Below are 21,844 nucleotides of genomic sequence, written 5' to 3' on the forward strand. Positions count from 1 at the left end.
TATGATAGATGGAGCGACTTCCAGGATTTTCAGGCCTTACGGCATTTTATGCCGCTGCACGGCATGGCACGCTGACAGCAGCTGCCAACGAGCTCAACGTGTCGCAACCTGCCATTTCGCGTCGAATTGCGACGCTTGAGGCAGATCTGGGTTGCGTTTTGTTTGATAGAAGTCGCAAACCCGTTAAATTAACGCAGCCAGGCAGGGATTTGCTGCGGGCACTGCACAGCGGATTTGGTCAGATCGAAGGCGCGGTGGCGCAAATTCGACAGAGCGCAAAAGCCCGGGTTGTGACTGTGACCGCGCCATCCGGATTTGTTGCCTATTGGCTGATTCCGCTGTTGGGAGAGCTTGAATCTGCCTTTCCAGAGGTGACGATTCGCATCATAAGCCAGGAGTATGGAGAGGCCGCGCGCCCAGGCGACGTAGTGATCCGCTTTGGGCTGGGCGATGAGGGCTCGTCAACGGAGGCGCGATTGCTGGGAGACGAGGTATATCCGGTGGCCAGCCCGTTTTATCTGGAGCGCCGGGATATGCGCCCGGACCGTTATGACCTGTCGCGGATGACTTTGCTGACCATGGAGGCCGCGCGCAGCCATTGGCATGATTGGCCCAGCTGGTTCGAGGCCGCCGGTCAGACCATGCCTAAATCGGCGCGGGCGTTGGATTTCAATTCCTATGCGATGTTGGTCAACGCCGCGCTGGCGGGGCAGGGGGTTTGTCTGTGTTGGACCGGTTTGCTGGAGAGTTTTCTGGACACTGGCTCAATGCTCCGGTTGCATGGCCCCAGCGCCACTTCGGCGCGGGGATATTTTGCTACAGCACGCGATGGGCTGGCCGCGGATCGGGATGTGCAGAATATTCTGGCCTGGATAGTCGAAAAGGGCAGCATTTAGCCCTTATGCAGCTGCTGTTCATTGACTCATGCTGCGCTAGCACAATAGACCGGGCCAGCCGGCCGCATAGGGCTGCCGGAAACGCGATGCGGCCCAATTGGGGGCCATCCGATGGAGAACAACATGTCTGAACTGCGCGAAACTGCTCTCAAGAGCAAAGCCTGGCCGTTTGAAGAAGCCCGCAAGGTGCTCAAACGTTATGCCAAGGGCGCGCCGGAAAAGGGCTATGTGCTGTTCGAAACCGGTTACGGCCCGTCGGGTCTGCCGCATATCGGCACCTTTGGTGAAGTCGCGCGCACCACGATGATCAAACGTGCGTTTGAAGTGCTTAGCGATATTCCAACCAAGTTGGTCTGTTTCTCGGATGATCTGGACGGCATGCGCAAAGTGCCGGGCAACGTACCAAACCCGGAAGCGCTGGTTGAGCATATGCAAAAGCCGCTGACTGCGGTGCCAGATCCGTTTGGCACCCACGAGAGCTTTGGCCACCACAACAACGCCATGCTGCGCCGGTTCCTGGATACCTTTGGCTTTGAGTATGAGTTCATCTCGGCCAATGATTTCTATGGCTCGGGCCAGTTCGACGAGGTGCTGAAGCGCGCCGTTGAAAAATACGACGAGGTTATGGCGGTGATGCTGAAGAGCCTGCGTGAAGAGCGTGCGGCAACCTATTCTATCTTTCTGCCGATCCACCCGGAAACTGGCCGGGTTCTGTATGTTCCGATGAAAAAGGTCTGTGCCGAAACCCATACCATCACCTTTGACGATGAAGACGGCAAGGAATGGACCCTGCCGGTCACCGGCGGCAACGTAAAGCTGCAGTGGAAGCCAGACTTTGGCGCCCGCTGGGCCGCGCTGGGCGTTGATTTTGAGATGTACGGTAAGGATCACAGTACCAACACGCCGATCTATGACAGCATCTGTCGCATTCTGGGCCACCGCGCACCGGACCACTTTACCTATGAATTGTTCCTGGATGCCAACGGTCAGAAGATTTCAAAAACCAGCGGTAACGGCATCTCGATTGATGAGTGGCTCACCTATGCCAGCTCGGAAAGCCTGTCGTATTTCATGTACCTCAAGCCCAAAACGGCTAAGCGGATGCATTTTGATGTGATCCCCAAGGCGGTGGATGAATATCACCAGCAGCTGCGCGCCTACCATGGGCAGGACACCAAAGGGCAGTTGAACAACCCTGTCTGGCACATCCACGGCGGCGACGTTCCGCAGTCGGATATGGTGGTGCCCTTTGCCATGCTGCTGAACATCGCCAGCGTGTCCAATGCCGAGGACAAGGAAACGCTGTGGGGCTTCATCAACAAATACGCGCCCGACGCGACAGCTGAAAGCAACCCAACGCTGGATCAGGCGGCTGGTTTTGCTGTGGCTTACTTCAACGACTTTGTGAAGCCAGCCAAGGAGTACCGCCTGCCAAGTGATCAGGAACGCGCGGCGCTGCAGGATCTGGCGGATGCGCTGAAATCCCCCGAGGCAGCACTGGCAGCGATTGCCAAGAAGAATGAGCTGGTTGGCAACGAAGACCCGCTGCCCGAGGCGGATTTTAATAGCGATGAGTTCTTGCAGTCTGTGGTCTTTGCCATTGGCAAGATCCATGGGTTCGAACCGCTGCGCGCCTGGTTCTCCGCCATCTACGAGGTGCTGCTGGGCGCAACCCAGGGCCCACGTTTTGGTGGTTTCATCGCCTTGTACGGCGTGGACGAGACCATCGCCCTGATCGACAGTGCTCTGAAGGGTGAACTGGTTTAAGCCATATCGTAAGATTTAGATTGGGCCACACAGTTGATTTGAACTGTGTGGCCTTTTTTGTGCGGCAGAGGCAGATGAAGTCTTATCACGCTAACAGGTTGCTTCTGTGTCCGGCAGATGCCTGGACCATAGCGCTAGGTGACCCTCCAAATGGTCCAAAGCTCCTTATATCGAACGTAACAGCACCTTGTTTGACCCCAGAGCTGATGCGATGTTTTGGAACTTAAGCGCGTTTGGCGAGTTTACGGCCGAGCGAAGCAGTTGCGTTTCAGCAGTGCCAATGATTGCAATAGCCTGCACAATCGCAGCGCTTTGGTTTTCAGGTGCGATTGGGGTCAAGGCGCGGTTTGTTTTCAGGCGGTTGTCCTGGGTTCTGATTGTGGCTCTGGACCGGTTTGGGTCTCTGTACTCTCGTGCCACCGCGCGTAGCTCTCTTGATGCTTGGCCCAGGATGCTTGCCACATCTCCCTGGCTGCGTACTCTGCGAATGTCCTTTTCAAGAGAGCCCAAACGTTCAGATAGGCAGTCAACCATATAGGCACCCGTGCCTTTGCACAGCTCCGGGATCTCTCTTAGCTTTCGAATGACATACTCTGGGTCTTGTGCTGCAAGGGCTGCGGTGGTGGCTGCTGAAGGGTTTTGACCATCGGAATCGTCAGCGCTACGAGGTTCTGAAGGGCTGGAAAAGCTACCAAAACCAGAACCGGTGCCGCCCCCCGAGGGAAGGCTGAAACCAGAAAGCGTGCCGCTATCACTGCCGGGCTCGGGTCCCCCCCAAGATACGGAATAATCTCCGGTACTAGAAATCGTTCCTGTGACGCTCCCAGAGTAGCTTTCAGTCACGCTGACAACGTCCCCTAAGTCGTTGACGTCGTTATACGTCGCGAAACCTGCAAAGCTGCCGGAAATGTCCCCGCTTGACGAAATGCTACCTGAAAAATCGGTTGTTTCGCTTTCATCTGGATACCCGGAAACTGGGGTTGTTTCGCTGACTGTGCCAGCAAAGGTACCCGTTTCATCGATGGTAATCGAACCTCCAGGCAGGTCAAAAGTCTGGGCGGATCCAAGTGACGAAGCAAGAATAAACGGTGCCAAAAAAAGCAGCTCTTTGTGCATGAGTACAACTCCCAACTGTTTAACAAAACCAAAGGCAAACCGGGTTCATGTCTCTAGTTAGCGCGTTTGGTCTATTGTCCTCAATTTTTCCAGGAACTTCAGTATGGATAGCTCACCTTGTTGTTTTAGGCAGAGAAGATTGTTGGGCCTTTGTGTTGGTATCTGTTGCCGATATTTGCGACCTGTCGCGGAAACTGACCAGATAGGCGGCAACCAGAACCAGACAGGTGGCGGGAATAAAGGCCATACCGGGCCAGATCTGGAACACCACCAGATCGGCCCCCACTGCAAAGATCAAGGATAGGTATTCCACTCCGGCCAGCTTAGCGGTTTCTGCCAGCTTCAACCCCAGCGTCATGCATATATGCGCCAGCCCGCCCGCCAGCCCTGCGCCGATCAGGTAGATGTAAGTGGTAAGGTTTGGGCTGGCCCAGCCCAAGGGCAGCGTACAAAGCCCGCCCACCGCGCAGACTAGTGCAAAGTAGAACGCGATGGCACCAGGGTGTTCGGTCTTGGTCAGGTCACGGATCTGCACCTTGGCAAAGGCGGTGATGACAGCGGTGATGAGCCCCAGCACCACGCCAAGCAGATAGCCGTCGCCCTGGCTGCTCTCGATCGCGGGAACGGTCATCACCAGCACCCCGGCAAAGCCAAAGGCAACCGCCAGAACCCGGGTGCGGTTGATTTCCTCGCCCAGCATGATGCGTCCCAGGATCAGCATGACAATGGGGGTCAGATAACCGATCACTGTGCTGTCAGCGACCGGTAGATACTTCAGCGAGGCAAAAGATGTGGCCATGGCCGCCAGCCCCAATAGGCAGCGCAGGATATGGGAACCGGGGCGCTTGGTCAGCAGCCCGGTTGGTAGATCGCCCGTCAAATGCAGGTAGACCACCAGCGGCAAGAGCGCGACTGCACTGCGCCAGAAAATGATCTGCCCCAACGGCACATTTTCCGTCGTCAGCTTTACAAACACCACCATGACGGTGAAGAAAAAGCTCGCCGCCACGCGAAGGGCGAGGCCAAATTGATCCTGTGACATTGAGATATCTCTAGGTGTGTGAAGGGGCTTGGCTGGTCCGGATGTGCGTCGAGAAGCGTGAAAAATTCAAGAGTGTAGAAACGAAACCCCGGAGGAGCTGTCATCTAGAATAAACACTCATATCCAGAGAGTTCTACCCCTTCTTTGGGACAACTGGGTTCACAAACCCATTGACTCGATTTGTGGGACACCTGTTTGATTGGGGGGAGTTTTAGAGCGCTAAAGTATTTGGCCTGATGGCCACACCGAGCGACCAGTTGGTGGTGGTCTTTTTAGAGAGCGAGATGAATTATGGAAATCGACAGCCCCAATGCGTCATTTGTTGGCACAATCCCCGCAAATTATGATCGATATCTAGGCCCGTTGATTTTTGAATTCTCAGCTGCGGATATGGCCGCCCGGGTCGCCTCGGGCCTAGATGGTCCGTCCCGAATTCTGGAGGTGGCCTGTGGAACAGGCATTTCTACACGCCACATGTCGGGCGCAGTGTCCGAGGGCTCGGAAATTATTGCCACTGATTTGAACCAGGCGATGCTTGACTATGCGGCCACTGCCAATGGCGATTTGGCAGGGGTGAGATATCAGCAAGCTGATGCGCTGGCACTACCGTTTGCGGATAGTGAATTTGACGCGGTGGTCTGCCAGTTTGGCATCATGTTCTTCCCTGACAAAGCGGCAGGACTAACGGAAATGGTACGGGTGCTGAAACCCGGCGGCCAACTGACGGTGACGGTTTGGGATAGTTTTGAATTTAACCCTGCAGTTGGCGTGGTTGATCAGGTCATCAAGGGCGCGTTTGAGGACAATCCTCCCCGGTTTCTTGAGGTGCCGTTTAACCTGTTGGATGTCGCTGCAGTGGAGGAGCTGTTTCAGGGCGCGGGTCTGCAGGATGTGGAGGTGATCCATGTGAGTGAAACGGTTGAAACATCGAACCTTGAAGATGTTGCGCGCGGTTTGCTAACCGGAAACCCAACCGTGCTGGAGGTGAAGGAGCGAGGGACAGTTGATATTGGTACGCTCATCGCTGCGGCCCGCGAAAAGCTGGAGGCGAGATTTGGCCCGGCGCCAGTTGGGTTGCCTTTCCGCGAGATCACGTTTCAGGCGCGCAAGTAGAATGACCTAAGCTAGCGTGATCACATCACGCCCGTAGCAGGAGAAATTAAACTCCAAAATCAGACAAGCTGATGTGTATCTGTGACCTGAGACACAGACGGCCCGAGTCGTTTCTACTAGATGCCTAGGTAACCAAGGGCACCTCGGTTTGGTCGCAGATGCAAACGCGCAAACTCGTTCCGGTACCCTTGAAAACGAGAACTCCGCGGCATCATTGCGGAAAATAATCAAAGGGTTACGTCTGTGGCACATAAAATCAAAACACTCTGCCTGGCAGTCTGTGCTTCCATCGCTGTCGGGACAGCTGCGAACGCCACTGTCTATTCCCATATCAAGGGGGAAGACAGCATCAGCGCAAGCCAGCAATGTATCGGCAAACGCACCCAAAGTGCCAAGTCCTATGCCTATGATCAGTGGCAAGAATTTGAGCGCTCGGTCGACATTGCGCGTAAGCAAAACAAATCGATAAATGTTCGCGACTGGACCCAAGCCCGGGATCTTTGGGATCGTTGTAAACGTGTCAGGGCAAAGGCCGGAGTTGGAGTATCAGGCGAGGCCCGAATTGGCGTCTCTACCGGGTTCTGATCGCGATTGAGTGGGGGGATGAGTTTGGATCATGCGGTGGCAGGAGCATCCCCGACAGCCCTGGTATATCAATGGCATACCAAAGGGTATCGCCGACTTTTGTTGAAACACTTCTAAAGCGAATTAGTTGTTCTGACTTAGGGACAACTAATTTGTAGGAGGTCGGATTTTCTGTGCCAGAGATTAATGAATGGGAAGCTAAAACCCGGATACCGCTTAACTTTTCAAATGGATCTTTTGTACCTGTTTCCGCCGAGATCGGCTGGTTGTGCGAGCAGGAATTTCCGAACATTCAGGCGGAGCTCGAAGACAAAGACTTTGTCATTGTCGATGTCTCAGATGAATGCTCATCCTTGGCTGAATTCCGAGAAATCGCCACGTCAATCGCTGCATCCTTGGGAACCCTGATGGTTCAGAACGAAGAGGGCAGTACGGTGGTTGAAGTCTATGATCGCCAGCTTGGCCGTATCGAAGACGGCGCACGGTACCATCAGACCCGCCAAGGCGGCGATATCCATACCGACAGTGTCAACCGGCCAGAACCTATGGTTTATCTGGGTTTGGCCTGTGCGGCGCCTGCGGTCATGGGCGGAGAGTCGATTATTATTCGTGGGCGAGATGTTTATGCCAAGCTGCAAGAGCATCCCGAGGTGATTGACTGTCTTAGCGAAGACTTCTTTTTCGAAGGTCGGGGGATGAATGCCGAGAACGAGCTGTTCAAGGTTCCAGTTCTGCAAATGAAGAACGGCAAGGCCAGTTTCCGCTATCTGCGCAGCTATATCGCCAGCGCCCACGAGCGGGCGGGGCAGCCGCTTAACCAACGACAGATCCACGCGTTTGACGTGCTGGACTGCATCCTTGAGATGTCGGCCTTCCAGCAACGGTTCACGCTACAGCCGGGGCAAATCCTGTTTGCCAATGACACGGCCACATTCCACGGCCGCACGTCTTTTGTTGATGGTCCTGTACCAGGTGGGCTGAGCGACCGGCGTCACATGCTGCGCTATTGGATGGAGTAGGCGGAGATAGCGATGGGGAAAATCAGTTTTGGTTGCCCCTACTGATTTTCGACCATTGACCCTGCAATGATAATTGCCATGCCCAACACGCAAAAAGCGGCACCGGCCAGATCCCATCGTGTGGGCACCTGTCCTTCGACAGCCCAAAGCCAGACGAGTGAAGCGCCAATGTAAATCCCGCCATAAGCTGCGTAGGCGCGGCCCGCAAATGTGACATCGATGCGGGTGAGAAGAAAAGCAAACAGAGCCAGAGACGCAAGGCCGGGGATGAGCCACAGGGCACTGCCGTTGGCACGCATCCAGGTCCAGACTGCGAAACACCCGGCGATTTCTGCAACAGCGGCAAGGATGTATATTCCAAGCGCCCATATGATTGTTGTCATGTACTGTCTCTTTTCCGAATGATATTCACTCACCGGGTAGTAAACCATGATGCCCAACAAAGATCAGATATCCCGTTACGACTCAGGCGACTTTCATTCAGTTTTATGGTAATTTTATGCATGGTTTTATGAGTTGGAGGGTTTCGCTATGCAACGCATCTTTGTGTCTGTTGGGTTTTCTGTCATTCTGGCTTCGTTGCCCGCTATTGCGGCCGCTCAGACCTCGCCTGGAAACTCGGGCATCAATCTGGAACAAACAATTGGGTCGAATGCTGGAAACGGCAATGGATCGGATTGGTCGACGGATGACGGAGAGGGATATTTTGACAGTATCCCCGACAGCTCGGAGAATCCCGACGATCCTTCCCACGATATTAAGGAGCCAAAGGTTGAAATTGATCCGGGCAAATCTGATCGCAACGCAAATAACCGGAAGTGATTTCGGCATCCTGAGAAATCAGAAAGAGAGTGCTACTTAACTAGCGGCAGATGAAGACGGGTGGTGGCAAAACCAGTGTGGTTGCATCTGGTTTTGCCATTTGCCGTTCTGCTTGGTGATTACCGATTGCGACTGGTGAAGAACCATAGATAGGTCACTACGCACACAGGTTCACTTGTCCTCTACGGTCTTTGATGTGCCCCCCGTTGCGCACCCACCGTACGCCCTGGTTGGGGCGAATTAACGTCTTTACCTTAAACCCAATCCCCCAAACGCTTAGGCGCTGCAGGAAAGGGTTTTGCATGAACAAGGTGATTACAGACGGAGTGGTGCTGATGCCGCCACAGTTTGAAGATGGCCTGGATGTCTGGTCCAGCGATGATGGCACACCGGGGTCTGACGCCTATGATGGGGCAGCCAATGCAGCGTTGGTTCCGGCGGATGCGGATTTTGGTGACTGTCTTGAATTGCAGAAAACGGTTTCGACCCAGAAGCTGCGCTATATGGGGCAGACCCCGCTGGAGCCGGGATGTTATTTGCAGGTCAAAGCAAGGGTTAAGGCCGTCAGCGGTGCCTTTCCCAGTGTACGGATCGCGGCTTGGGCTGGCGGGGCAGGCAGCAGTCATATTGTCAGCGTTGTTGAAACCGGGCCCAGCACAGCCCTGAGCAATTATGGCGAGGTGGTTGAGGTCACTGCTATCATCGGCACCGGTGCGCGCGATGGGGTTGATATGGTCTGGGGTCGTGACGCGACCTATGGCCATATGGGGCTGGATCTGACCGGAGCCACCGGCGGGGTGGTGCGGATTGATGATATCGAGATCGTGGATATCACCAGCGCCTATCTGCGCGACATGCTGAGCCTGGTGGATGTCACGGATTATGGCGCGGTTGGGGATGGAACAACCAATGATGCCCCCGCGTTTGAGGCGGCGGATGATGCCGCTGACGGGCGCCGCATTCTTGTTCCGGCCGGAGAGTACCATTTGGATGACACCGTATCGCTGAGCAGCGAAGTGGTGTTTGAAGGCACGGTCAGCATGCCCGCTGACAAGATTTTGCTGTTGACCAAGAGCTTTGACTTTCCCACCTATGCCGCGGCCTTTGGCAACGAAGAGCTGGGGTTCAAAAAGGCGTTTCAGGCGCTGATCAACAATGCAGACCATGAATCGCTGGATCTGGGCGGACGCAAGGTGTCGTTGTCGGGACCGGTGGATATGCAGGCAGCGGTCCCCAACAAGACCAGCTATGCAACACGGCGGATCATTCGCAATGGCCAGATCGAGGCGCAATCTGGGGCGGCTTGGGACACTGTAACCGTGACCTCACAGGCGACCTATGACCCCAATGACTCGCGCAAGCTGAAATCGGTCTCCAATATCGCCAACATTCCTGTTGGGGCCTTGGTGGAAGGCAGCGGTGTTGGCCGCGAGATCTATGTGAAGTCCAAGAATGTTGGCGCGGGTGAGTTGACCTTGAACGCACAACTTTATGACGCTGCTGGCACCCAAGTCTTTACCTTCAAGGACTTCAAATACATGCTGGATTTCAGCGGTTTCAGTTCGCTCAGCAAGTTTGGCATTACCGAAGTTGAGTTGCAGTGCAACAGCCATTGCAGTGCCATTCGGCTGGCTCCTGCTGGGACGGTGTTTAGCTTGGATAACTGCTTTGTTTCGCGGCCCAAAGATCGCGGGATTACTTCTATTGGTGAAGGGTGTCAGGGCATTTTGATCGACAATTGCCAGTTTCTGTCTGCTGAAGAGGCCGAAACGGTTCCCAATCGCAGTTCGATTGCCCTGAACGTGAATGGCAATGACGCCAAGCTGCGCAACAATCGGGTCACCAAGTTCCGTCATTTTGCCTTGTTGGCTGGGGGCAATAATACGGTGACAGGTAATCACTTTTTCCAGGGTGATACGGTGCCAGATGGCGTGCGAACAGCGGGGTTGATTATTGCCAGCACCTATTGTTCGACCACCGTTGCTGACAACTATGTCGACAATTGCTTTATCGAGTGGACCAACGAACAGGATGCAACCCCGGACTACACAACAGGGTTTTCGTTCAGTTCGCTATCCATCACCGACAATGTGTTCTTGTCGGGTGATGTAGCGCCCTGGTTCAGCTATTTCGTAGTTAAGCCGCACGGAACCGGACATTATCTGAACGGGGTGTCGGTGAGCGGCAATAAGTTTCGGTCCATCAACGGGACGATTGACCGAGCTGAACGGGTCGATACTAGTTTCTCTGATCTGGACTTCAGCCGAACAAAGAATGTGTTCTTTGAGGGCAATACCTTTCACAATGTCAGTGCAGGTGTGTCCAACCCACTGCGGGTCCGGCACGATCAGTCTTCGGCGGCCAAGACATGGACAGTAGACCCAGGTGATGCGCTGCCCTTTGGCGGTCGGTCGCGTGGCGTTGACAGCGTTATTGCACTGGGGGCGATCACCACCAGTGGTGGCTCGTCACGCTATGCGATGCCCTATGCCAACCTTGAGCAGGGCAGCAACAAGGATCAGGTTGATCTTGTTTGGGAAGAATCCGTGCGCGGCGAGGTGCAACTAACCATGCGGATGGACAAGTGATCAGTCCTGCTGCAGGTCCTCTGGTGCGAGATGAAAGGCCTTGCCAAAACCGCCATTCAGATGCGCCTTGGTAATTTTGAAACGGGCAAAGGCAAAGTCGGCAAAACCGATATAGAGCTTCGCCTTGGGATGGTCGCGCAGGTAATGCGCGGCTAATTCCGCATGTCCGGTATCCCCATGCCGCAAAAACGAAGCCTGACAGATCAGGCTAAGCCGAGGATGGGTGAGAGGATCTCCTTTGCCTTCGGGCTCTCCAACCAGCAACGAACAGGCCGGGTTGGTTTGCAAGGTGCGGGTGTGAATGGCCAGCGAGGAGACCAAGCTGATGGGTTTGCCGTCAGGGTCCAGCCCAAATGATACCCGTGTCACCAGCGGTTCGCCCGTGTCCAATATGACTCCCAATGCAGCAAAGCGGGCCTTGACCATAAGGCTGTGGGCCAGCGCGCGGGCCTCGTCATCTGTGGGGCGGATTGGATTGACCATTGCGGCGCTCTAGAGGGTTGGTTCCTAGAACCTGTGCCACACTCCGATCTTGAGGCCAAGACTGCGTTGTAGGTTGACCCGATGCTCAAGCCCCACCAGCAGTCGCGTGTTGTTCTTTAACGGAACCTGCAGCCCGGGCGTAATGGAGTAAAACAAAGGGTAGCCGCTGATTTTTGCGGTCTCCACCTGAAGGATCGGGCGCAGTTGGTCTGGATCAGACAGGCCAATGGTCGTGTCCAGTTTCAGGATGGGCTCAGAGCCGGTGCCCCGCATTTCGTAAGCGCCATCAATGGCAAGCCAGCCCGGCCCCCATTGGGTTTCAAACCATTGGCCATACGACAGTGTGAGCTTGTACATGTGCCGCCAGTTATTGCGGTAATGAGCACCGCCGAGTGCCAGCTCAACGGCCAGCCGATGCCGATCTTGGCGTCTGCGCAAGGGCAAGCGGGCAAAGACCACAGCGTGGCCTGACATGTCGTTGCTGTCATTCAGATCAACACCCAGCGTCAACCAGTGGGTCAGGCCAAAATCACCGTAATACCCCAACTCATGGCTCCAACTTCCATCGCTGTTGCGCAGGGTTGCGGTGGCCGAGGCAAAGCCCTGGTCGGGCTCACGCAGCCATGCACCGGCGTGCGCCGGACCAGCGGCGAGAGCAGAGAGGCAAAGGAACAGCAGAACACGAAACACGACAAACACCCCAGAGCTCAATTTGGCGTCTGTTATGGTTAATAATTTGTTACTCGCGCCGGATTGTGATGGCTGCGTTAGCAAAATGGTTGGCAGATTGCTGAAAACACTTCTGTTTTTGGGGCAATCAGGCGTAGGCTGGATGTATTCAACGGAGGAGCCAATGCCAACAATAGCCAAGACCGCTGATATCCAAACCGTCATCACAACTTTTGAAATGACGCCGGGCACCTGCCAGGACCTGCTGGATGCCTTGACCGAGGCCTATGCCGAGTTCATTTCGCTACAGCCCGGTTTTATCGCTGCTGGGTTGCATGTGAATGACGCCCAGACCCGCATTGCAAACTATTCACAGTGGCAGAAACGAGAAGATTTTCTGGCCATGCTGCGGACACCGGAAATGCGCAAACGCAACCGCAAGTTCAACGAGCTTTGCCGCAGTTTTGAGCCAGTGATGTACGATGTGGCGGCGACGTTTGGACCTTAATTCACTTTGTTTGTGGCGCGCTTTGATACCAGCGTTTGCTGGGGGGATGGCCAAGGGGCTCGTGTGATGTGCCCGGAAAATCGGTGCTGCTTTCGCAACCTTCTGGGTATTGCCCTTGGCTGAACTAGATTAACTACCAAGGGCTGTCGCTGGGACAGCAGTTTATCTTGGTGCCATTTGTCACCGGGAAATCGCTGTAACGGTTGAGTTTTAGGGCGTGCCTTGCGTCAGTCTGGAAACAGGCCGTTATGGGAGAGCCTTAATGTATCGCAAAATTCTGGTGCCAATTTCCTTTGATCCTGACCGGGATATTCAAGGACCTTTAAAGCTGGCGGGACTGCTATGCAGCGAAGGTGGGGCAGTCACGCTTTTGCATGTTGTTGAACATATTCCAGCCTATGCAATCTCCTATATGCCGCTGGATTACCTTGCTCAGGCGCGTATTGCATTGCAGACCGAATTGGATAGCCTTGCGGCGACTTTGCCACATGCCATTGGGGTTGTCATCGAAGGGCATTCCGGTCGGTCGATCCTGGACTGGGCCGAGAGCAACCAGCCCGATTTGATTATTATCGCGTCACACCGACCAGGCATGCAGGATCTGTTGCTTGGCTCAACAGCTTCGCAGGTTGTACGGCATGCGGTTTGTTCTGTGCATGTGGTGCGTTGACCCGGTCAAGCGGGTCGGGATTGGAACAGCAACCAAGCCACACGGAACAACCCACCTGGTAGCCAGGCAGACCTCAGCAAGACCTTGTTGGAATTCACTGCATCCGCAATGCGGGCAAAATGGGTTTGTCTTTCCCCAGAAGCCCGAAGCAGGACGGTTTCGGCGCGCTGCATTGCCCGTTCCGCGCGCGCATTGGCCTGTGGGATCGCAGCTGGCTTGATGGGGGTATAGGTCTTTAGCCCGCGGCGGATTGGCTTTTGGGTTGGGTCTGTGTTGTTCTCGACCACCTGGCGAAGGGTGTCTTCGACTCTTCTTAGTTCGTCGTGAGCTAATGAGTACACAAGGCTGTCATGCAAGACGTCCGCAGCTCTTCTGAAATGATATCTATAGCAGTCATGACGGTAGATAGGTTTCAATCGGGGGCATTTATTAGCCCCATCTTTCAAAAAGCGTATAACTTGATTTGTTGTGGTGTTGTTAAGCCGGGTGTTGGTATCAGAGCCACGATTGTTTGCCCCACCTTCTCCCCCTTCGCCGGATCCACTGGCTAGGGCAGGGGACTGGACGCTGAAAAGTGAAGCAATTAACAGAAAACGACATACGAGTTTAAACATACGCAATACCTCTCTGTGCTGAGCATAGCTTGAATACGGCAGGCAACAAGCCTGCCGTATAGGGCTGAACCATGATCGCGCAGCGAGATGCAGTGATTAGTGCATGGTGCAAAACGAGCCGTGCTGGGCATTTTGCATAAGTTGATCGAAGTGTTTGCCCTGCATTTCAACCAGGGTTTTGTGATCGCCTGCTTCGAACCACACCTTGTCCAGTCCCGACAGGCTGTTATCGATGATGGTTGGCACGTCATAGGCTTCACCCACCGGAGGAGCGGCACCAAGATTACAATCATCAAACAGTTCTTCGATTTCGCCCTCGGCAGCCAGACCCAGGCGGCGGTCAAGCATGGCCTGCAGTTGGGTCAGGTCGACGTGGTGATTTGATGGTACAACAGCCAGCATGGGGCCTTCTTCCATGTGGATCAGCACTGATTTGGCCAGGTGGTCGCCGGGCACATGGGCGGCCTCGGCACAGCCACTGGCGGTGGCGGCATAGGGATGAGAGATCATGTCAAAGGGCAGTCCCTGCGCATCAAGGTGGTGTTTCAGGCGTGCGGCAATAGTCATGGGATCCTCCGGTTTTTGCGAAGGCGCCGGCCGTTGGCCATTCAACCAGCGCGGCCAGGGCACCGGTGATTGAGGGTAGGGCTATACTGTGCCCGGCTTAGGCGAGTCGGGCAAGGGGCAGGGTGGTCTGGTTAGAATGTTAGCGGAAACTGGCGGTATGGGGCGAGGTGCGTGCTGGCTAGGCTATCCTGAAAGAGTTGGAGGACTTCAAAAATGACATTAGAGGCCAAAGCTATTCAGATGATCGACGATGCACGGGTGCGGGTGACGCGGTTTGATTTCGAACCGGGCGCTGAAACCGGCTGGCACACCCACGCGATGGATTATGTGATCACCGCCGTGACCGACTGCCACATGCGGCTGGACATGCCAGATGGCGAAGTGCGCGAGGTGGTGGTGCCCGCTGGTACGGCCTATCGGCGTGAGGAGGGCGTGGAGCACAATGTGATCAACATTGGCGACGGGGTGATGAGCTTTGTTGAGGTGGAGTTGAAGTAGGCCTTATTTCCCGGCGGGCAGATAGGCGAAACGATAGGCCAGCGCCACACCGCCTGCGCCGCCGATGATATTGCCCAGCGTGACCCAGAACAGGTTGGCGATGACGGCGCCAATCCCCACCTGCGCCCCGGCGATAATGCCTTGGGGCAGCAGGTACATATTGGCGATTGAGTGTTCGAACCCCAACAGCACAAAGGCGCTGATGGGCCAAAGGATGGCGAGGATTTTGCCCGCTGCGGTGCGTGCGGCAAAGGTGAGCCAGACGGCGAGGCAGACCAATGCGTTACACAGGATCCCGCGTGTTAGGGCCTCAAGTGGCGAGAGGGTGGCTTTGCCCTCGGCGATGCTGGATGCCGTGGCACCGATGGGGCCGTCCAGCAGCCCGGTGCCGAGCATCGCGACAGCCAGCGCCACGGCTCCGATCAGGTTGCCAAGGTAGACAATCCCCCAATTGCGCAGCAGGGCGGTGAGGGTGATTTTGCGATCCACTGCGGCCATGGTCATCAGGGCGTTGCCGGTGAACAGCTCGGCCCCGCCGACGATCACCAGGATCAGGCCCAGCGAGAACACCACGCCACCCAGAAACCGCGCCGGGCCGGTGGGATCCACCCCGGTCATCACCGCTGTATAGGCCGCGCCGCCAAGAGCGATGAAGACCCCGGCCAAAATGGCAAGGGTCAGGGTCTGGGCCGCCGATAGATGTGCCTTGGCCACCCCGGCCTCTTCGACCCGACGGGCAATCTCGGCAGGCCTGTAGGCGTCCAGTCCGGTTGGGTTTGGGTGCGACATGCGGTGATGGTAGGGCAGGGACAGGTGTTGGGTCTTTGATTGGGATCAAGAGAGTCGAAGGGTAGGCGCTGCCCGGGGGCGCCGGATTGAGTGAGTGTACATGTGCACAAAATAAGAAATTTTGGAGTGTGTTTGTTTTGTGAAAACATATTAAGGTTGTGTTTTTTGTTGAATATCCGCATTTAGTCCCCAGATTAAAGTTTGATTGAAAGTGGGACTGTTTAAGGAGGGGAAATGGCTTTCAGCTATCGTGAAATCCAAATCGTAAAGGGAATGTTGGCAAGGGGAGACAAGCAACACGATATCGCTTCGTATTTTGGAGTGAATGGTGGCAGGGTTGGAGAAGTCTCAAGTGGAACCTGTGATTATCCGCAGGCACAGGCATTCTCAGAGGACAAGCTTCCACCCCCGGGGCCTTATGTTGGTGCAAAGACTGTTTTCGAAATCAAAGAAACACTGGAAGAGGCAATAGAGTTAATTAAAGGGGCCGGATCAGGTTCAGGCGAAAGTGAGGTAGCAATAGAAGCATTGGAAACGGCAAAAGGTAAGCTTTGACTTTTTTGCTGCTTGGCTCTGGTGCTCATTGCATTTCAATTACTTCGTTAGATGATCTCTTGCCTATTCGTTACAAACCGAGGTGACTAGGAGTGGCCAGTTCTCAGGTGGGGAAGCTTTGTAGCCTGTCCAGCATGTCGGGGGGACTATGGAGATGAAATTCTGGATTGCCTTTGTAGCTTTGTTTTTTGTTATCCGAATTTCTATTGGCCAGATCTTTGACTTGGCCCCCACATGTCACGATGGTTGGAGGTCTACTTCAATAGGTCTCAAAGGCGCTTGCTCACATCATGGTGGAGTAGATAGATCACGAGCGGCACTTGCCTTTTGGGGAAGTGTTTTGGGTTCTTTCTTTGTCATTTGTGGTGTTTCTCAGATTTACGTTCGGGGGGCATTGGGGGCTAAGAAAAAGCCGACTGAATGTGAGGAAGTAAAGGGTTTCACGGTTTCGCCGATTGGGCACGTCCAGAACCAGGAGGATGCACAAAAAGTGGACAAGAGAACGGATTTTGAAATTCGTCAAGGGAACGAAGCAAGGGCGCTGTTGTCTAAGAAATACCTTGAAGAGCAATTGGACAAGATACCAAAGGGAACATCTGCCCAATCGGTTCCTAGACAAAGAAGGCGTGAGTAAAGTACTAAAACTTCTTCTGCGACTTACCCCTGTATGTCCGCGTACCACCCTTGCCAGCCGTCGACCGCCCACGCGACTTCACGGCCGCCTCCGATGCCTTCTCAACCGCATATTGCCGGGCCAGTGGATCGTCGGAAATCGTCAGATCCACCGCCTCCAGCCGCTTGACCTCGTCCCGCAGGCGGGCGGCTTCTTCGAACTCCAGGTTCTCGGCCGCTTTGCGCATATCGCTGCGCAAGCCATCCAGCACCGCCTCTAGGTTGGCGCCGTGCATTGGTTTGTCGATGGTGGCAGTGACGCGGGACATGTCGGTGTCGGCGGGGTAAAGACCGGCGAGAACATCCTCGACGTTCTTTTTCACCGTGGCCGGGGTTATGCCGTGCTCGACGTTATAGGCCTCTTGCTTGGCGCGGCGGCGGTTGGTCTCGGCCAGCGCGCGCTCCATCGAACCGGTGATTTTGTCGGCATACATGATGACCCGGCCATCGGCGTTTCGGGCGGCACGGCCAATGGTTTGCACCAGCGAGGTTTCGGAGCGCAGGAAGCCCTCTTTGTCGGCGTCCAAAATGGCGACAAGACCACATTCGGGGATATCCAGACCCTCGCGCAGCAGGTTGATGCCGATCAGCACGTCGAACGCCCCTAGACGCAGGTCGCGCAGGATCTCGATCCGTTCCAGGGTGTCGATGTCACTGTGCATATAGCGGACCTTGATGCCCTGTTCGTGCATGTATTCGGTCAGATCCTCGGCCATTCGTTTGGTCAGGGTGGTGACCAAGGTGCGGAAGCCGTTGTCGGTGACCTTGCGCACTTCATCCAGCAGGTCATCGACCTGCATCTGCACGGGGCGAATTTCAACCGGCGGGTCTAGCAGACCTGTGGGGCGGATCACCTGTTCGGTGAACACACCACCGGTGCGTTCCAGCTCCCATTTGGATGGCGTGGCCGAGACAAACACCGACTGCGGCCGCATGGCGTCCCATTCCTCGAACTTGAGCGGTCGGTTGTCCATACAGGAGGGCAAGCGGAAGCCGTGTTCGGCCAGGGTGAACTTGCGCCGGTAGTCGCCTTTGTACATGCCGCCGATCTGCGGGACCGAGACGTGGGATTCATCGGCAAAGACGATGGCGTTGTCGGGGATGAATTCGAACAGGGTGGGGGGCGGTTCACCCGGGGCACGGCCCGTCAGATAGCGCGAGTAGTTTTCAATGCCGTTGCAGTGGCCGGTGGCTTCGAGCATTTCGATGTCGAACTTGCAGCGTTGCTCCAAGCGTTGTGCTTCGAGCAGTTTGCCCTCGTCGACCAACTGGTCGAGCCGCTGTTTCAGCTCTTCCTTGATCTTGACCACGGCCTGATTGAGCGTCGGCTTTGGAGTCACATAATGCGAGTTGGCGTAGACGCGAATCTGGTCGAACGATCCGGTGCGCTCGCCGGTCAGGGGGTCAAATTCGGTGATGGTTTCCAGCTCTTCGCCGAAAAATGACAATCGCCAAGCGCGGTCATCCAAGTGTGCCGGGAAGATTTCGAGGGAATCGCCGCGTACCCGGAAGGAGCCGCGCTGGAACGCCTGATCGTTGCGCTTGTACTGCTGGGCGACCAGATCGGCCATGATCTGGCGCTGGTCGTACATCTCGCCCGCCTTCAGATCTTGGGTCATGGCGCCATAGGTTTCGATCGAGCCGATACCATAGATGCAAGACACCGAGGCGATCACGATCACGTCGTCACGTTCCAGCAACGCACGGGTGGCCGAGTGGCGCATCCGGTCGATTTGTTCGTTGATCTGGCTTTCCTTCTCGATGAAGGTATCGGACCGGGCGACATAGGCTTCGGGCTGGTAATAGTCGTAGAATGAGACGAAGTATTCGACCGCGTTGTCCGGGAAGAAGCCTTTGAATTCGCCGTATAACTGCGCGGCGAGCGTTTTGTTTGGGGCAAGGATGATGGCCGGGCGCTGGGTCTGTTCGATCACCTTGGCCATGGTGAAGGTCTTACCGGTACCTGTGGCCCCCAGCAGCACCTGATCACGCTCGCCGTCCAGCACGCCTTGCGACAGTTCCTTGATCGCGGTGGGCTGATCGCCTGCCGGGTCAAATTCGGTGTTCAGGGTAAACGCCTTGCCGCCTTCCAGCTTGGGTCGGCTGGTGGCGTCTGCCTCGCCCATGGTGGCGACGGAACTATCGGAATGGGCGTATGGCATTTGGGCTCTCCTGACTTGGCGCTGATTTTTGATCTGTTTTTGTTCTTGTTCAAGCGGATTCGTTCAGATGGCGTAAAACCAGCCGAAAACGCTGACTATGTGAGACAAAAGGCACCTTGCCGCGCCGCATCATTTTGCGCATATAGGGGGCAGAGTTTGACCAGGAGACTTTGATGCAAGCGCGGATTTTCAAGCCAGCCAGAAATGCGATGACCTCGGGCATGGCAAAGACACGCAAATGGGTGTTGGAATATGCGCAGGCCAGCGCGCGTGAAGTTGACCCGCTGATGGGTTGGACCTCGTCGGATGATACCCAAACACAGGTGCGTTTGCGCTTTGACACCAAAGAGGCGGCGCTAGACTATGCTGAAGCACACGGCATTGATGCGCAGGTGGTTGAGCCAAAGGCACGCAAGGTCAATGTTCGTCCAGGTGGCTATGGCGACAATTTCGCGACCAACCGCCGTACTGTCTGGACACACTGAGCTTTTGTGTATCGGGGTAAAGTTGTCTCGGAAACGGGGCTAAGATCCTGCGGTAACGATCAACAGTCAGCATTTTGATTTGACTGCGATCTCATCCACAAAATGTAGTGCGCTGGGTGTCGGGCGCATTTTTGTGTGAACAAGGGCTTTGTGGATTGCCTAAATCATGGTCATTTGAGGTATTGCGGTTCTCGTAAGGATGATCTGGGTGCAATTCGTGGGGGGATGCACCGGCCGCTCAGTCTGGGCAAGCAGTTCAGATATGGCGGTGGAGCAGTCATTCGCTACGGTTTGCATGAGTGGCGGCTATGCGCAGGTAACGAAGCATGAAAATTGCAGCTCCCGTTACATTGCCGACTTTCACATGCGTCGCGGTGAATAACTGGACCGTGTCATGGCTTAGGTGGAAGCTTTAACAGGGATCATCAGCCGGAGAACTGTATTTTTCCTAATCTCAGCACTTGCCGAAGTATCCCCCCACCATTGGGCTATCTTTATAACTACCGCCGATCCCAACCCACTGCCTTAAGCTTCATCTCTGGGTTTCAGGGTAACAATGGGTTCGAAAATGCTCTGATGAAACTATTCATCGATGACGGAACAGGGTGCGAAAATTTTCTTGGGCAACATCCAACCTTGTTGGCGCAGGGTCCTTTTAAAAATTTCATATGCCCCTTCAGCGAGGGATGATTGTGCTAACTGCTTAATTTCTACTCTTGGATCAATTGGGGTGTGCACGACATCGGGATTTGCCACCATTGTGCATTCCACCATTCCAGTCAGCAGGGAATCCATCTGACTGGCCTTATGTTTAATCATATCCATGTATTCGGTGGCTTGTAAGGGGATCTCGGCTTCGGCCACTTCAATTTCTTCGGCAACCCAATCTGGCAGGATTTGGAGCACACAAAGGGGCCCTCCCAGATCGTGACCAATGCGACGCATAAACATGTTCGTCTCTCCGAACGATAATAGCCTATACTGTGGCCTTCAGCGGTAGGTTTGGGGCCGAGTGTCTGAATGCAAACTTGTTCACGTGGCTTGAAAGTACGGCCGAACAGTTGGAGGTTTGGCGCAGAGAAAACAACGAAAAACGACCGTACAGTGCAATCGGGAACAAAGTCCCTGCGACGCTAATGAAATTACCGGAAGCATCCAGCTCCGTTTGGGGACATTTTATGTAGCGCATCATGGTTTAGCAAACTTTACTTAAGAACGCAGGAGGTTTCCGGGAGCGAAAAGGTCCACGAAATCGAGCGGAGTGAAGGCTTCGCTCAGCATCGGCTGGTCCACCTCGATCTCGCCTTTGGATGTTATTCGAAATCCGGTCACGCAATGAAGCTTTCGGACAGCATTTTGATGGCGCTGATGGCAAGGAAGACCGCAAAGGCCACCCGCAGACGTTTCGGATTCAGACTATGGGCGATCCGCACGCCGATTGGGGCGCATAGGAAGGTTGCAATCGAGATCATGAGGGCCGAAGGCAGATTGATGTAGCCGACTGATCCGGGCAAAAGTCCGGCGATTTCCTGCCCGGCCAAAGCATAGCCAAATACGCCTGGCACTGCGATCATCAGGCCGAATAGGGCGGCGGTGCCGACGGCGCGATGAACCGGGAAAGACAATAACGTCAGGGTGGGTACGGAAAGTGTTCCACCACCGATCCCCATCATTGCTGAAAATGCGCCGATCGGTGTTGCAATAGCTGCCTTCGCAAGCAGAGTAGCAGGCGGTGCGTCAGCAAGGATGAAAGGTCTGGGGTTCAGCATATTTAGAACGACCACCATGGCGACAACGCCGAAAATACCGGTTAGGACAGTCGCATCGAATTGCGTGGCTAGCACCCCTCCGATCAATGCACCCAACACAACAAAGGGTGCCCAGGCGCGGAACATGATCAGGTCGATTGACCCTTTCCTATGGTGTGCGCGCGCAGACGATATGGACGTTGGAATAATCGTGGCCAGCGAGGTGGCAACTGCAAAATGCATGGCTACAGATTGGTCCACCTCTAAAAGGCCAACCTCGGTTAGCCAATAGAGTACCGGCACAATGACGATTCCGCCTCCGACGCCTAAAAGACCGGCCAGAATGCCAGCCACAGCGCCTACCGACAGAAAGATTGGCAACAGCACCGCCCAGTTCACAGCGTCGAGCATTCGCTGCTCTCCTTTCAGATTCTGCACCGGCGGAAGGCCAGTGCGATGCATGTCACGCGGACCTG

Annotated in this window: 25 protein-coding genes; 14 read left to right on the top strand and 11 right to left on the bottom strand. The window is 55.0% G+C overall.

Annotated features, from left to right (window positions below; genetic code table 11):
* The first annotated feature begins 8 nt into the window (after positions 1 to 8).
* On the top strand, positions 9 to 896 hold the full coding sequence (locus AC2T28_RS23155; RefSeq protein ID WP_486750977.1) for a LysR substrate-binding domain-containing protein: 888 nt from the start codon (positions 9 to 11) through the stop codon (positions 894 to 896).
* A 123-nt stretch (positions 897 to 1,019) separates the two neighbouring features.
* A complete protein-coding gene (locus AC2T28_RS23160) occupies positions 1,020 to 2,663 on the top strand; it encodes a lysine--tRNA ligase (protein WP_486750978.1) in 1,644 nt (547 codons plus the stop codon).
* Between the two features lie 165 nt (positions 2,664 to 2,828).
* Here AC2T28_RS23160 and AC2T28_RS23165 read toward each other — a convergent pair whose 3' ends face one another.
* Entirely contained in the window at positions 2,829 to 3,779 is a 951-nt protein-coding gene (locus tag AC2T28_RS23165; protein ID WP_486750979.1) for a hypothetical protein, read from the bottom strand.
* Between the two features lie 112 nt (positions 3,780 to 3,891).
* Positions 3,892 to 4,821, bottom strand: coding sequence for a DMT family transporter (locus AC2T28_RS23170; protein ID WP_486750980.1), 930 nt, complete (start codon positions 4,819 to 4,821; stop codon positions 3,892 to 3,894).
* A 291-nt stretch (positions 4,822 to 5,112) separates the two neighbouring features.
* On the opposite strand from AC2T28_RS23170, the gene AC2T28_RS23175 reads away from it, so the two are divergent.
* The 3 genes from AC2T28_RS23175 (at position 5,113) to AC2T28_RS23185 (ending at position 7,538) form a co-directional block, all read left to right on the top strand.
* Positions 5,113 to 5,934 (top strand): class I SAM-dependent methyltransferase, encoded by an 822-nt coding sequence (locus AC2T28_RS23175; protein ID WP_486750981.1) that lies wholly within the window; start codon positions 5,113 to 5,115, stop codon positions 5,932 to 5,934.
* 243 nt (positions 5,935 to 6,177) lie between these two features.
* On the top strand, positions 6,178 to 6,519 hold the full coding sequence (locus AC2T28_RS23180) for a hypothetical protein (protein WP_486750982.1): 342 nt from the start codon (positions 6,178 to 6,180) through the stop codon (positions 6,517 to 6,519).
* 173 nt (positions 6,520 to 6,692) lie between these two features.
* On the top strand, positions 6,693 to 7,538 hold the full coding sequence (locus tag AC2T28_RS23185; protein WP_486750983.1) for a TauD/TfdA family dioxygenase: 846 nt from the start codon (positions 6,693 to 6,695) through the stop codon (positions 7,536 to 7,538).
* Positions 7,539 to 7,576: 38 nt separating this feature from the next.
* Here AC2T28_RS23185 and AC2T28_RS23190 read toward each other — a convergent pair whose 3' ends face one another.
* A complete protein-coding gene (locus AC2T28_RS23190; RefSeq protein WP_486750984.1) occupies positions 7,577 to 7,921 on the bottom strand; it encodes a YnfA family protein in 345 nt (114 codons plus the stop codon).
* Between the two features lie 148 nt (positions 7,922 to 8,069).
* Here AC2T28_RS23190 and AC2T28_RS23195 point away from each other — a divergent pair, with 148 nt between their 5' ends.
* On the top strand, positions 8,070 to 8,360 hold the full coding sequence (locus AC2T28_RS23195; protein WP_486750985.1) for a hypothetical protein: 291 nt from the start codon (positions 8,070 to 8,072) through the stop codon (positions 8,358 to 8,360).
* Between the two features lie 302 nt (positions 8,361 to 8,662).
* Positions 8,663 to 10,948: a glycosyl hydrolase family 28-related protein gene (locus tag AC2T28_RS23200; RefSeq protein WP_486750986.1), complete on the top strand. Its 2,286-nt coding sequence runs from the start codon at positions 8,663 to 8,665 to the stop codon at positions 10,946 to 10,948.
* On the opposite strand, the gene AC2T28_RS23205 is transcribed toward AC2T28_RS23200, so the two are convergent.
* Positions 10,949 to 11,431, bottom strand: coding sequence for a HugZ family pyridoxamine 5'-phosphate oxidase (locus AC2T28_RS23205; protein ID WP_486750987.1), 483 nt, complete (start codon positions 11,429 to 11,431; stop codon positions 10,949 to 10,951).
* 24 nt (positions 11,432 to 11,455) lie between these two features.
* Positions 11,456 to 12,121: a hypothetical protein gene (locus tag AC2T28_RS23210; protein WP_486750988.1), complete on the bottom strand. Its 666-nt coding sequence runs from the start codon at positions 12,119 to 12,121 to the stop codon at positions 11,456 to 11,458.
* Between the two features lie 163 nt (positions 12,122 to 12,284).
* On the opposite strand from AC2T28_RS23210, the gene AC2T28_RS23215 reads away from it, so the two are divergent.
* The gene (locus AC2T28_RS23215) at positions 12,285 to 12,608 is read left to right on the top strand and encodes an antibiotic biosynthesis monooxygenase family protein (RefSeq protein WP_486750989.1); all 324 of its coding nucleotides are present in this window, start codon (positions 12,285 to 12,287) and stop codon (positions 12,606 to 12,608) included.
* A gap of 262 nt (positions 12,609 to 12,870) precedes the next feature.
* Positions 12,871 to 13,278: a universal stress protein gene (locus AC2T28_RS23220; RefSeq protein ID WP_486750990.1), complete on the top strand. Its 408-nt coding sequence runs from the start codon at positions 12,871 to 12,873 to the stop codon at positions 13,276 to 13,278.
* A gap of 5 nt (positions 13,279 to 13,283) precedes the next feature.
* On the opposite strand, the gene AC2T28_RS23225 is transcribed toward AC2T28_RS23220, so the two are convergent.
* Both AC2T28_RS23225 and AC2T28_RS23230 read right to left on the bottom strand, forming a co-directional pair.
* Positions 13,284 to 13,619, bottom strand: coding sequence for a hypothetical protein (locus AC2T28_RS23225; RefSeq protein WP_486750991.1), 336 nt, complete (start codon positions 13,617 to 13,619; stop codon positions 13,284 to 13,286).
* A gap of 369 nt (positions 13,620 to 13,988) precedes the next feature.
* Complete coding sequence (locus AC2T28_RS23230) at positions 13,989 to 14,459, bottom strand: aminoacyl-tRNA deacylase (protein WP_486750992.1); 471 nt, start codon at positions 14,457 to 14,459, stop codon at positions 13,989 to 13,991.
* Positions 14,460 to 14,672: 213 nt separating this feature from the next.
* Between AC2T28_RS23230 and AC2T28_RS23235 the strand changes: the two genes are divergently transcribed.
* Positions 14,673 to 14,957, top strand: coding sequence for a cupin domain-containing protein (locus AC2T28_RS23235; RefSeq protein ID WP_486750993.1), 285 nt, complete (start codon positions 14,673 to 14,675; stop codon positions 14,955 to 14,957).
* A 3-nt stretch (positions 14,958 to 14,960) separates the two neighbouring features.
* Here AC2T28_RS23235 and AC2T28_RS23240 read toward each other — a convergent pair whose 3' ends face one another.
* Positions 14,961 to 15,746: a formate/nitrite transporter family protein gene (locus AC2T28_RS23240; RefSeq protein WP_486750994.1), complete on the bottom strand. Its 786-nt coding sequence runs from the start codon at positions 15,744 to 15,746 to the stop codon at positions 14,961 to 14,963.
* 234 nt (positions 15,747 to 15,980) lie between these two features.
* Here AC2T28_RS23240 and AC2T28_RS23245 point away from each other — a divergent pair, with 234 nt between their 5' ends.
* Both AC2T28_RS23245 and AC2T28_RS23250 read left to right on the top strand, forming a co-directional pair.
* Positions 15,981 to 16,301 carry a hypothetical protein gene (locus AC2T28_RS23245; RefSeq protein ID WP_486750995.1) on the top strand — a complete coding sequence of 107 codons (321 nt, stop codon included), beginning with the start codon at positions 15,981 to 15,983 and terminating at the stop codon, positions 16,299 to 16,301.
* A 154-nt stretch (positions 16,302 to 16,455) separates the two neighbouring features.
* Positions 16,456 to 16,935: a hypothetical protein gene (locus AC2T28_RS23250; RefSeq protein ID WP_486750996.1), complete on the top strand. Its 480-nt coding sequence runs from the start codon at positions 16,456 to 16,458 to the stop codon at positions 16,933 to 16,935.
* 4 nt (positions 16,936 to 16,939) lie between these two features.
* On the opposite strand, the gene uvrB is transcribed toward AC2T28_RS23250, so the two are convergent.
* Positions 16,940 to 19,135 (bottom strand): excinuclease ABC subunit UvrB, encoded by a 2,196-nt coding sequence (uvrB, locus tag AC2T28_RS23255; RefSeq protein ID WP_486750997.1) that lies wholly within the window; start codon positions 19,133 to 19,135, stop codon positions 16,940 to 16,942.
* A 173-nt stretch (positions 19,136 to 19,308) separates the two neighbouring features.
* Here uvrB and AC2T28_RS23260 point away from each other — a divergent pair, with 173 nt between their 5' ends.
* Entirely contained in the window at positions 19,309 to 19,620 is a 312-nt protein-coding gene (locus AC2T28_RS23260) for an ETC complex I subunit (RefSeq protein WP_486750998.1), read from the top strand.
* Between the two features lie 582 nt (positions 19,621 to 20,202).
* Here AC2T28_RS23260 and AC2T28_RS23265 read toward each other — a convergent pair.
* Entirely contained in the window at positions 20,203 to 20,571 is a 369-nt protein-coding gene (locus tag AC2T28_RS23265; protein WP_486750999.1) for a hypothetical protein, read from the bottom strand.
* 32 nt (positions 20,572 to 20,603) lie between these two features.
* Between AC2T28_RS23265 and AC2T28_RS23270 the strand changes: the two genes are divergently transcribed.
* A complete protein-coding gene (locus AC2T28_RS23270; RefSeq protein WP_486751000.1) occupies positions 20,604 to 20,804 on the top strand; it encodes an integrase core domain-containing protein in 201 nt (66 codons plus the stop codon).
* A 144-nt stretch (positions 20,805 to 20,948) separates the two neighbouring features.
* On the opposite strand, the gene AC2T28_RS23275 is transcribed toward AC2T28_RS23270, so the two are convergent.
* Positions 20,949 to 21,779 (bottom strand): sulfite exporter TauE/SafE family protein, encoded by an 831-nt coding sequence (locus AC2T28_RS23275; RefSeq protein ID WP_486751001.1) that lies wholly within the window; start codon positions 21,777 to 21,779, stop codon positions 20,949 to 20,951.
* Between the last annotated feature and the right edge of the window lie 65 nt (positions 21,780 to 21,844).

It is taken from the genome of Parasedimentitalea nitratireducens (assembly GCF_057444295.1).

Coding starts and splice junctions, on each gene's coding strand:
- AC2T28_RS23155 (WP_486750977.1), top strand. CDS start 9: ATGGAGCGACTTCCAGGATTTTCAGGCCTTACGGCATTTTATGCCGCT.
- AC2T28_RS23160 (WP_486750978.1), top strand. CDS start 1,020: ATGTCTGAACTGCGCGAAACTGCTCTCAAGAGCAAAGCCTGGCCGTTT.
- AC2T28_RS23165 (WP_486750979.1), bottom strand. CDS start 3,779: ATGCACAAAGAGCTGCTTTTTTTGGCACCGTTTATTCTTGCTTCGTCA.
- AC2T28_RS23170 (WP_486750980.1), bottom strand. CDS start 4,821: ATGTCACAGGATCAATTTGGCCTCGCCCTTCGCGTGGCGGCGAGCTTT.
- AC2T28_RS23175 (WP_486750981.1), top strand. CDS start 5,113: ATGGAAATCGACAGCCCCAATGCGTCATTTGTTGGCACAATCCCCGCA.
- AC2T28_RS23190 (WP_486750984.1), bottom strand. CDS start 7,921: ATGACAACAATCATATGGGCGCTTGGAATATACATCCTTGCCGCTGTT.
- AC2T28_RS23195 (WP_486750985.1), top strand. CDS start 8,070: ATGCAACGCATCTTTGTGTCTGTTGGGTTTTCTGTCATTCTGGCTTCG.
- AC2T28_RS23200 (WP_486750986.1), top strand. CDS start 8,663: ATGAACAAGGTGATTACAGACGGAGTGGTGCTGATGCCGCCACAGTTT.
- AC2T28_RS23205 (WP_486750987.1), bottom strand. CDS start 11,431: ATGGTCAATCCAATCCGCCCCACAGATGACGAGGCCCGCGCGCTGGCC.
- AC2T28_RS23215 (WP_486750989.1), top strand. CDS start 12,285: ATGCCAACAATAGCCAAGACCGCTGATATCCAAACCGTCATCACAACT.
- AC2T28_RS23220 (WP_486750990.1), top strand. CDS start 12,871: ATGTATCGCAAAATTCTGGTGCCAATTTCCTTTGATCCTGACCGGGAT.
- AC2T28_RS23230 (WP_486750992.1), bottom strand. CDS start 14,459: ATGACTATTGCCGCACGCCTGAAACACCACCTTGATGCGCAGGGACTG.
- AC2T28_RS23235 (WP_486750993.1), top strand. CDS start 14,673: ATGACATTAGAGGCCAAAGCTATTCAGATGATCGACGATGCACGGGTG.
- AC2T28_RS23240 (WP_486750994.1), bottom strand. CDS start 15,746: ATGTCGCACCCAAACCCAACCGGACTGGACGCCTACAGGCCTGCCGAG.
- AC2T28_RS23245 (WP_486750995.1), top strand. CDS start 15,981: ATGGCTTTCAGCTATCGTGAAATCCAAATCGTAAAGGGAATGTTGGCA.
- AC2T28_RS23250 (WP_486750996.1), top strand. CDS start 16,456: ATGAAATTCTGGATTGCCTTTGTAGCTTTGTTTTTTGTTATCCGAATT.
- uvrB (WP_486750997.1), bottom strand. CDS start 19,135: ATGCCATACGCCCATTCCGATAGTTCCGTCGCCACCATGGGCGAGGCA.
- AC2T28_RS23260 (WP_486750998.1), top strand. CDS start 19,309: ATGCAAGCGCGGATTTTCAAGCCAGCCAGAAATGCGATGACCTCGGGC.
- AC2T28_RS23265 (WP_486750999.1), bottom strand. CDS start 20,571: ATGTTTATGCGTCGCATTGGTCACGATCTGGGAGGGCCCCTTTGTGTG.
- AC2T28_RS23275 (WP_486751001.1), bottom strand. CDS start 21,779: ATGCTCGACGCTGTGAACTGGGCGGTGCTGTTGCCAATCTTTCTGTCG.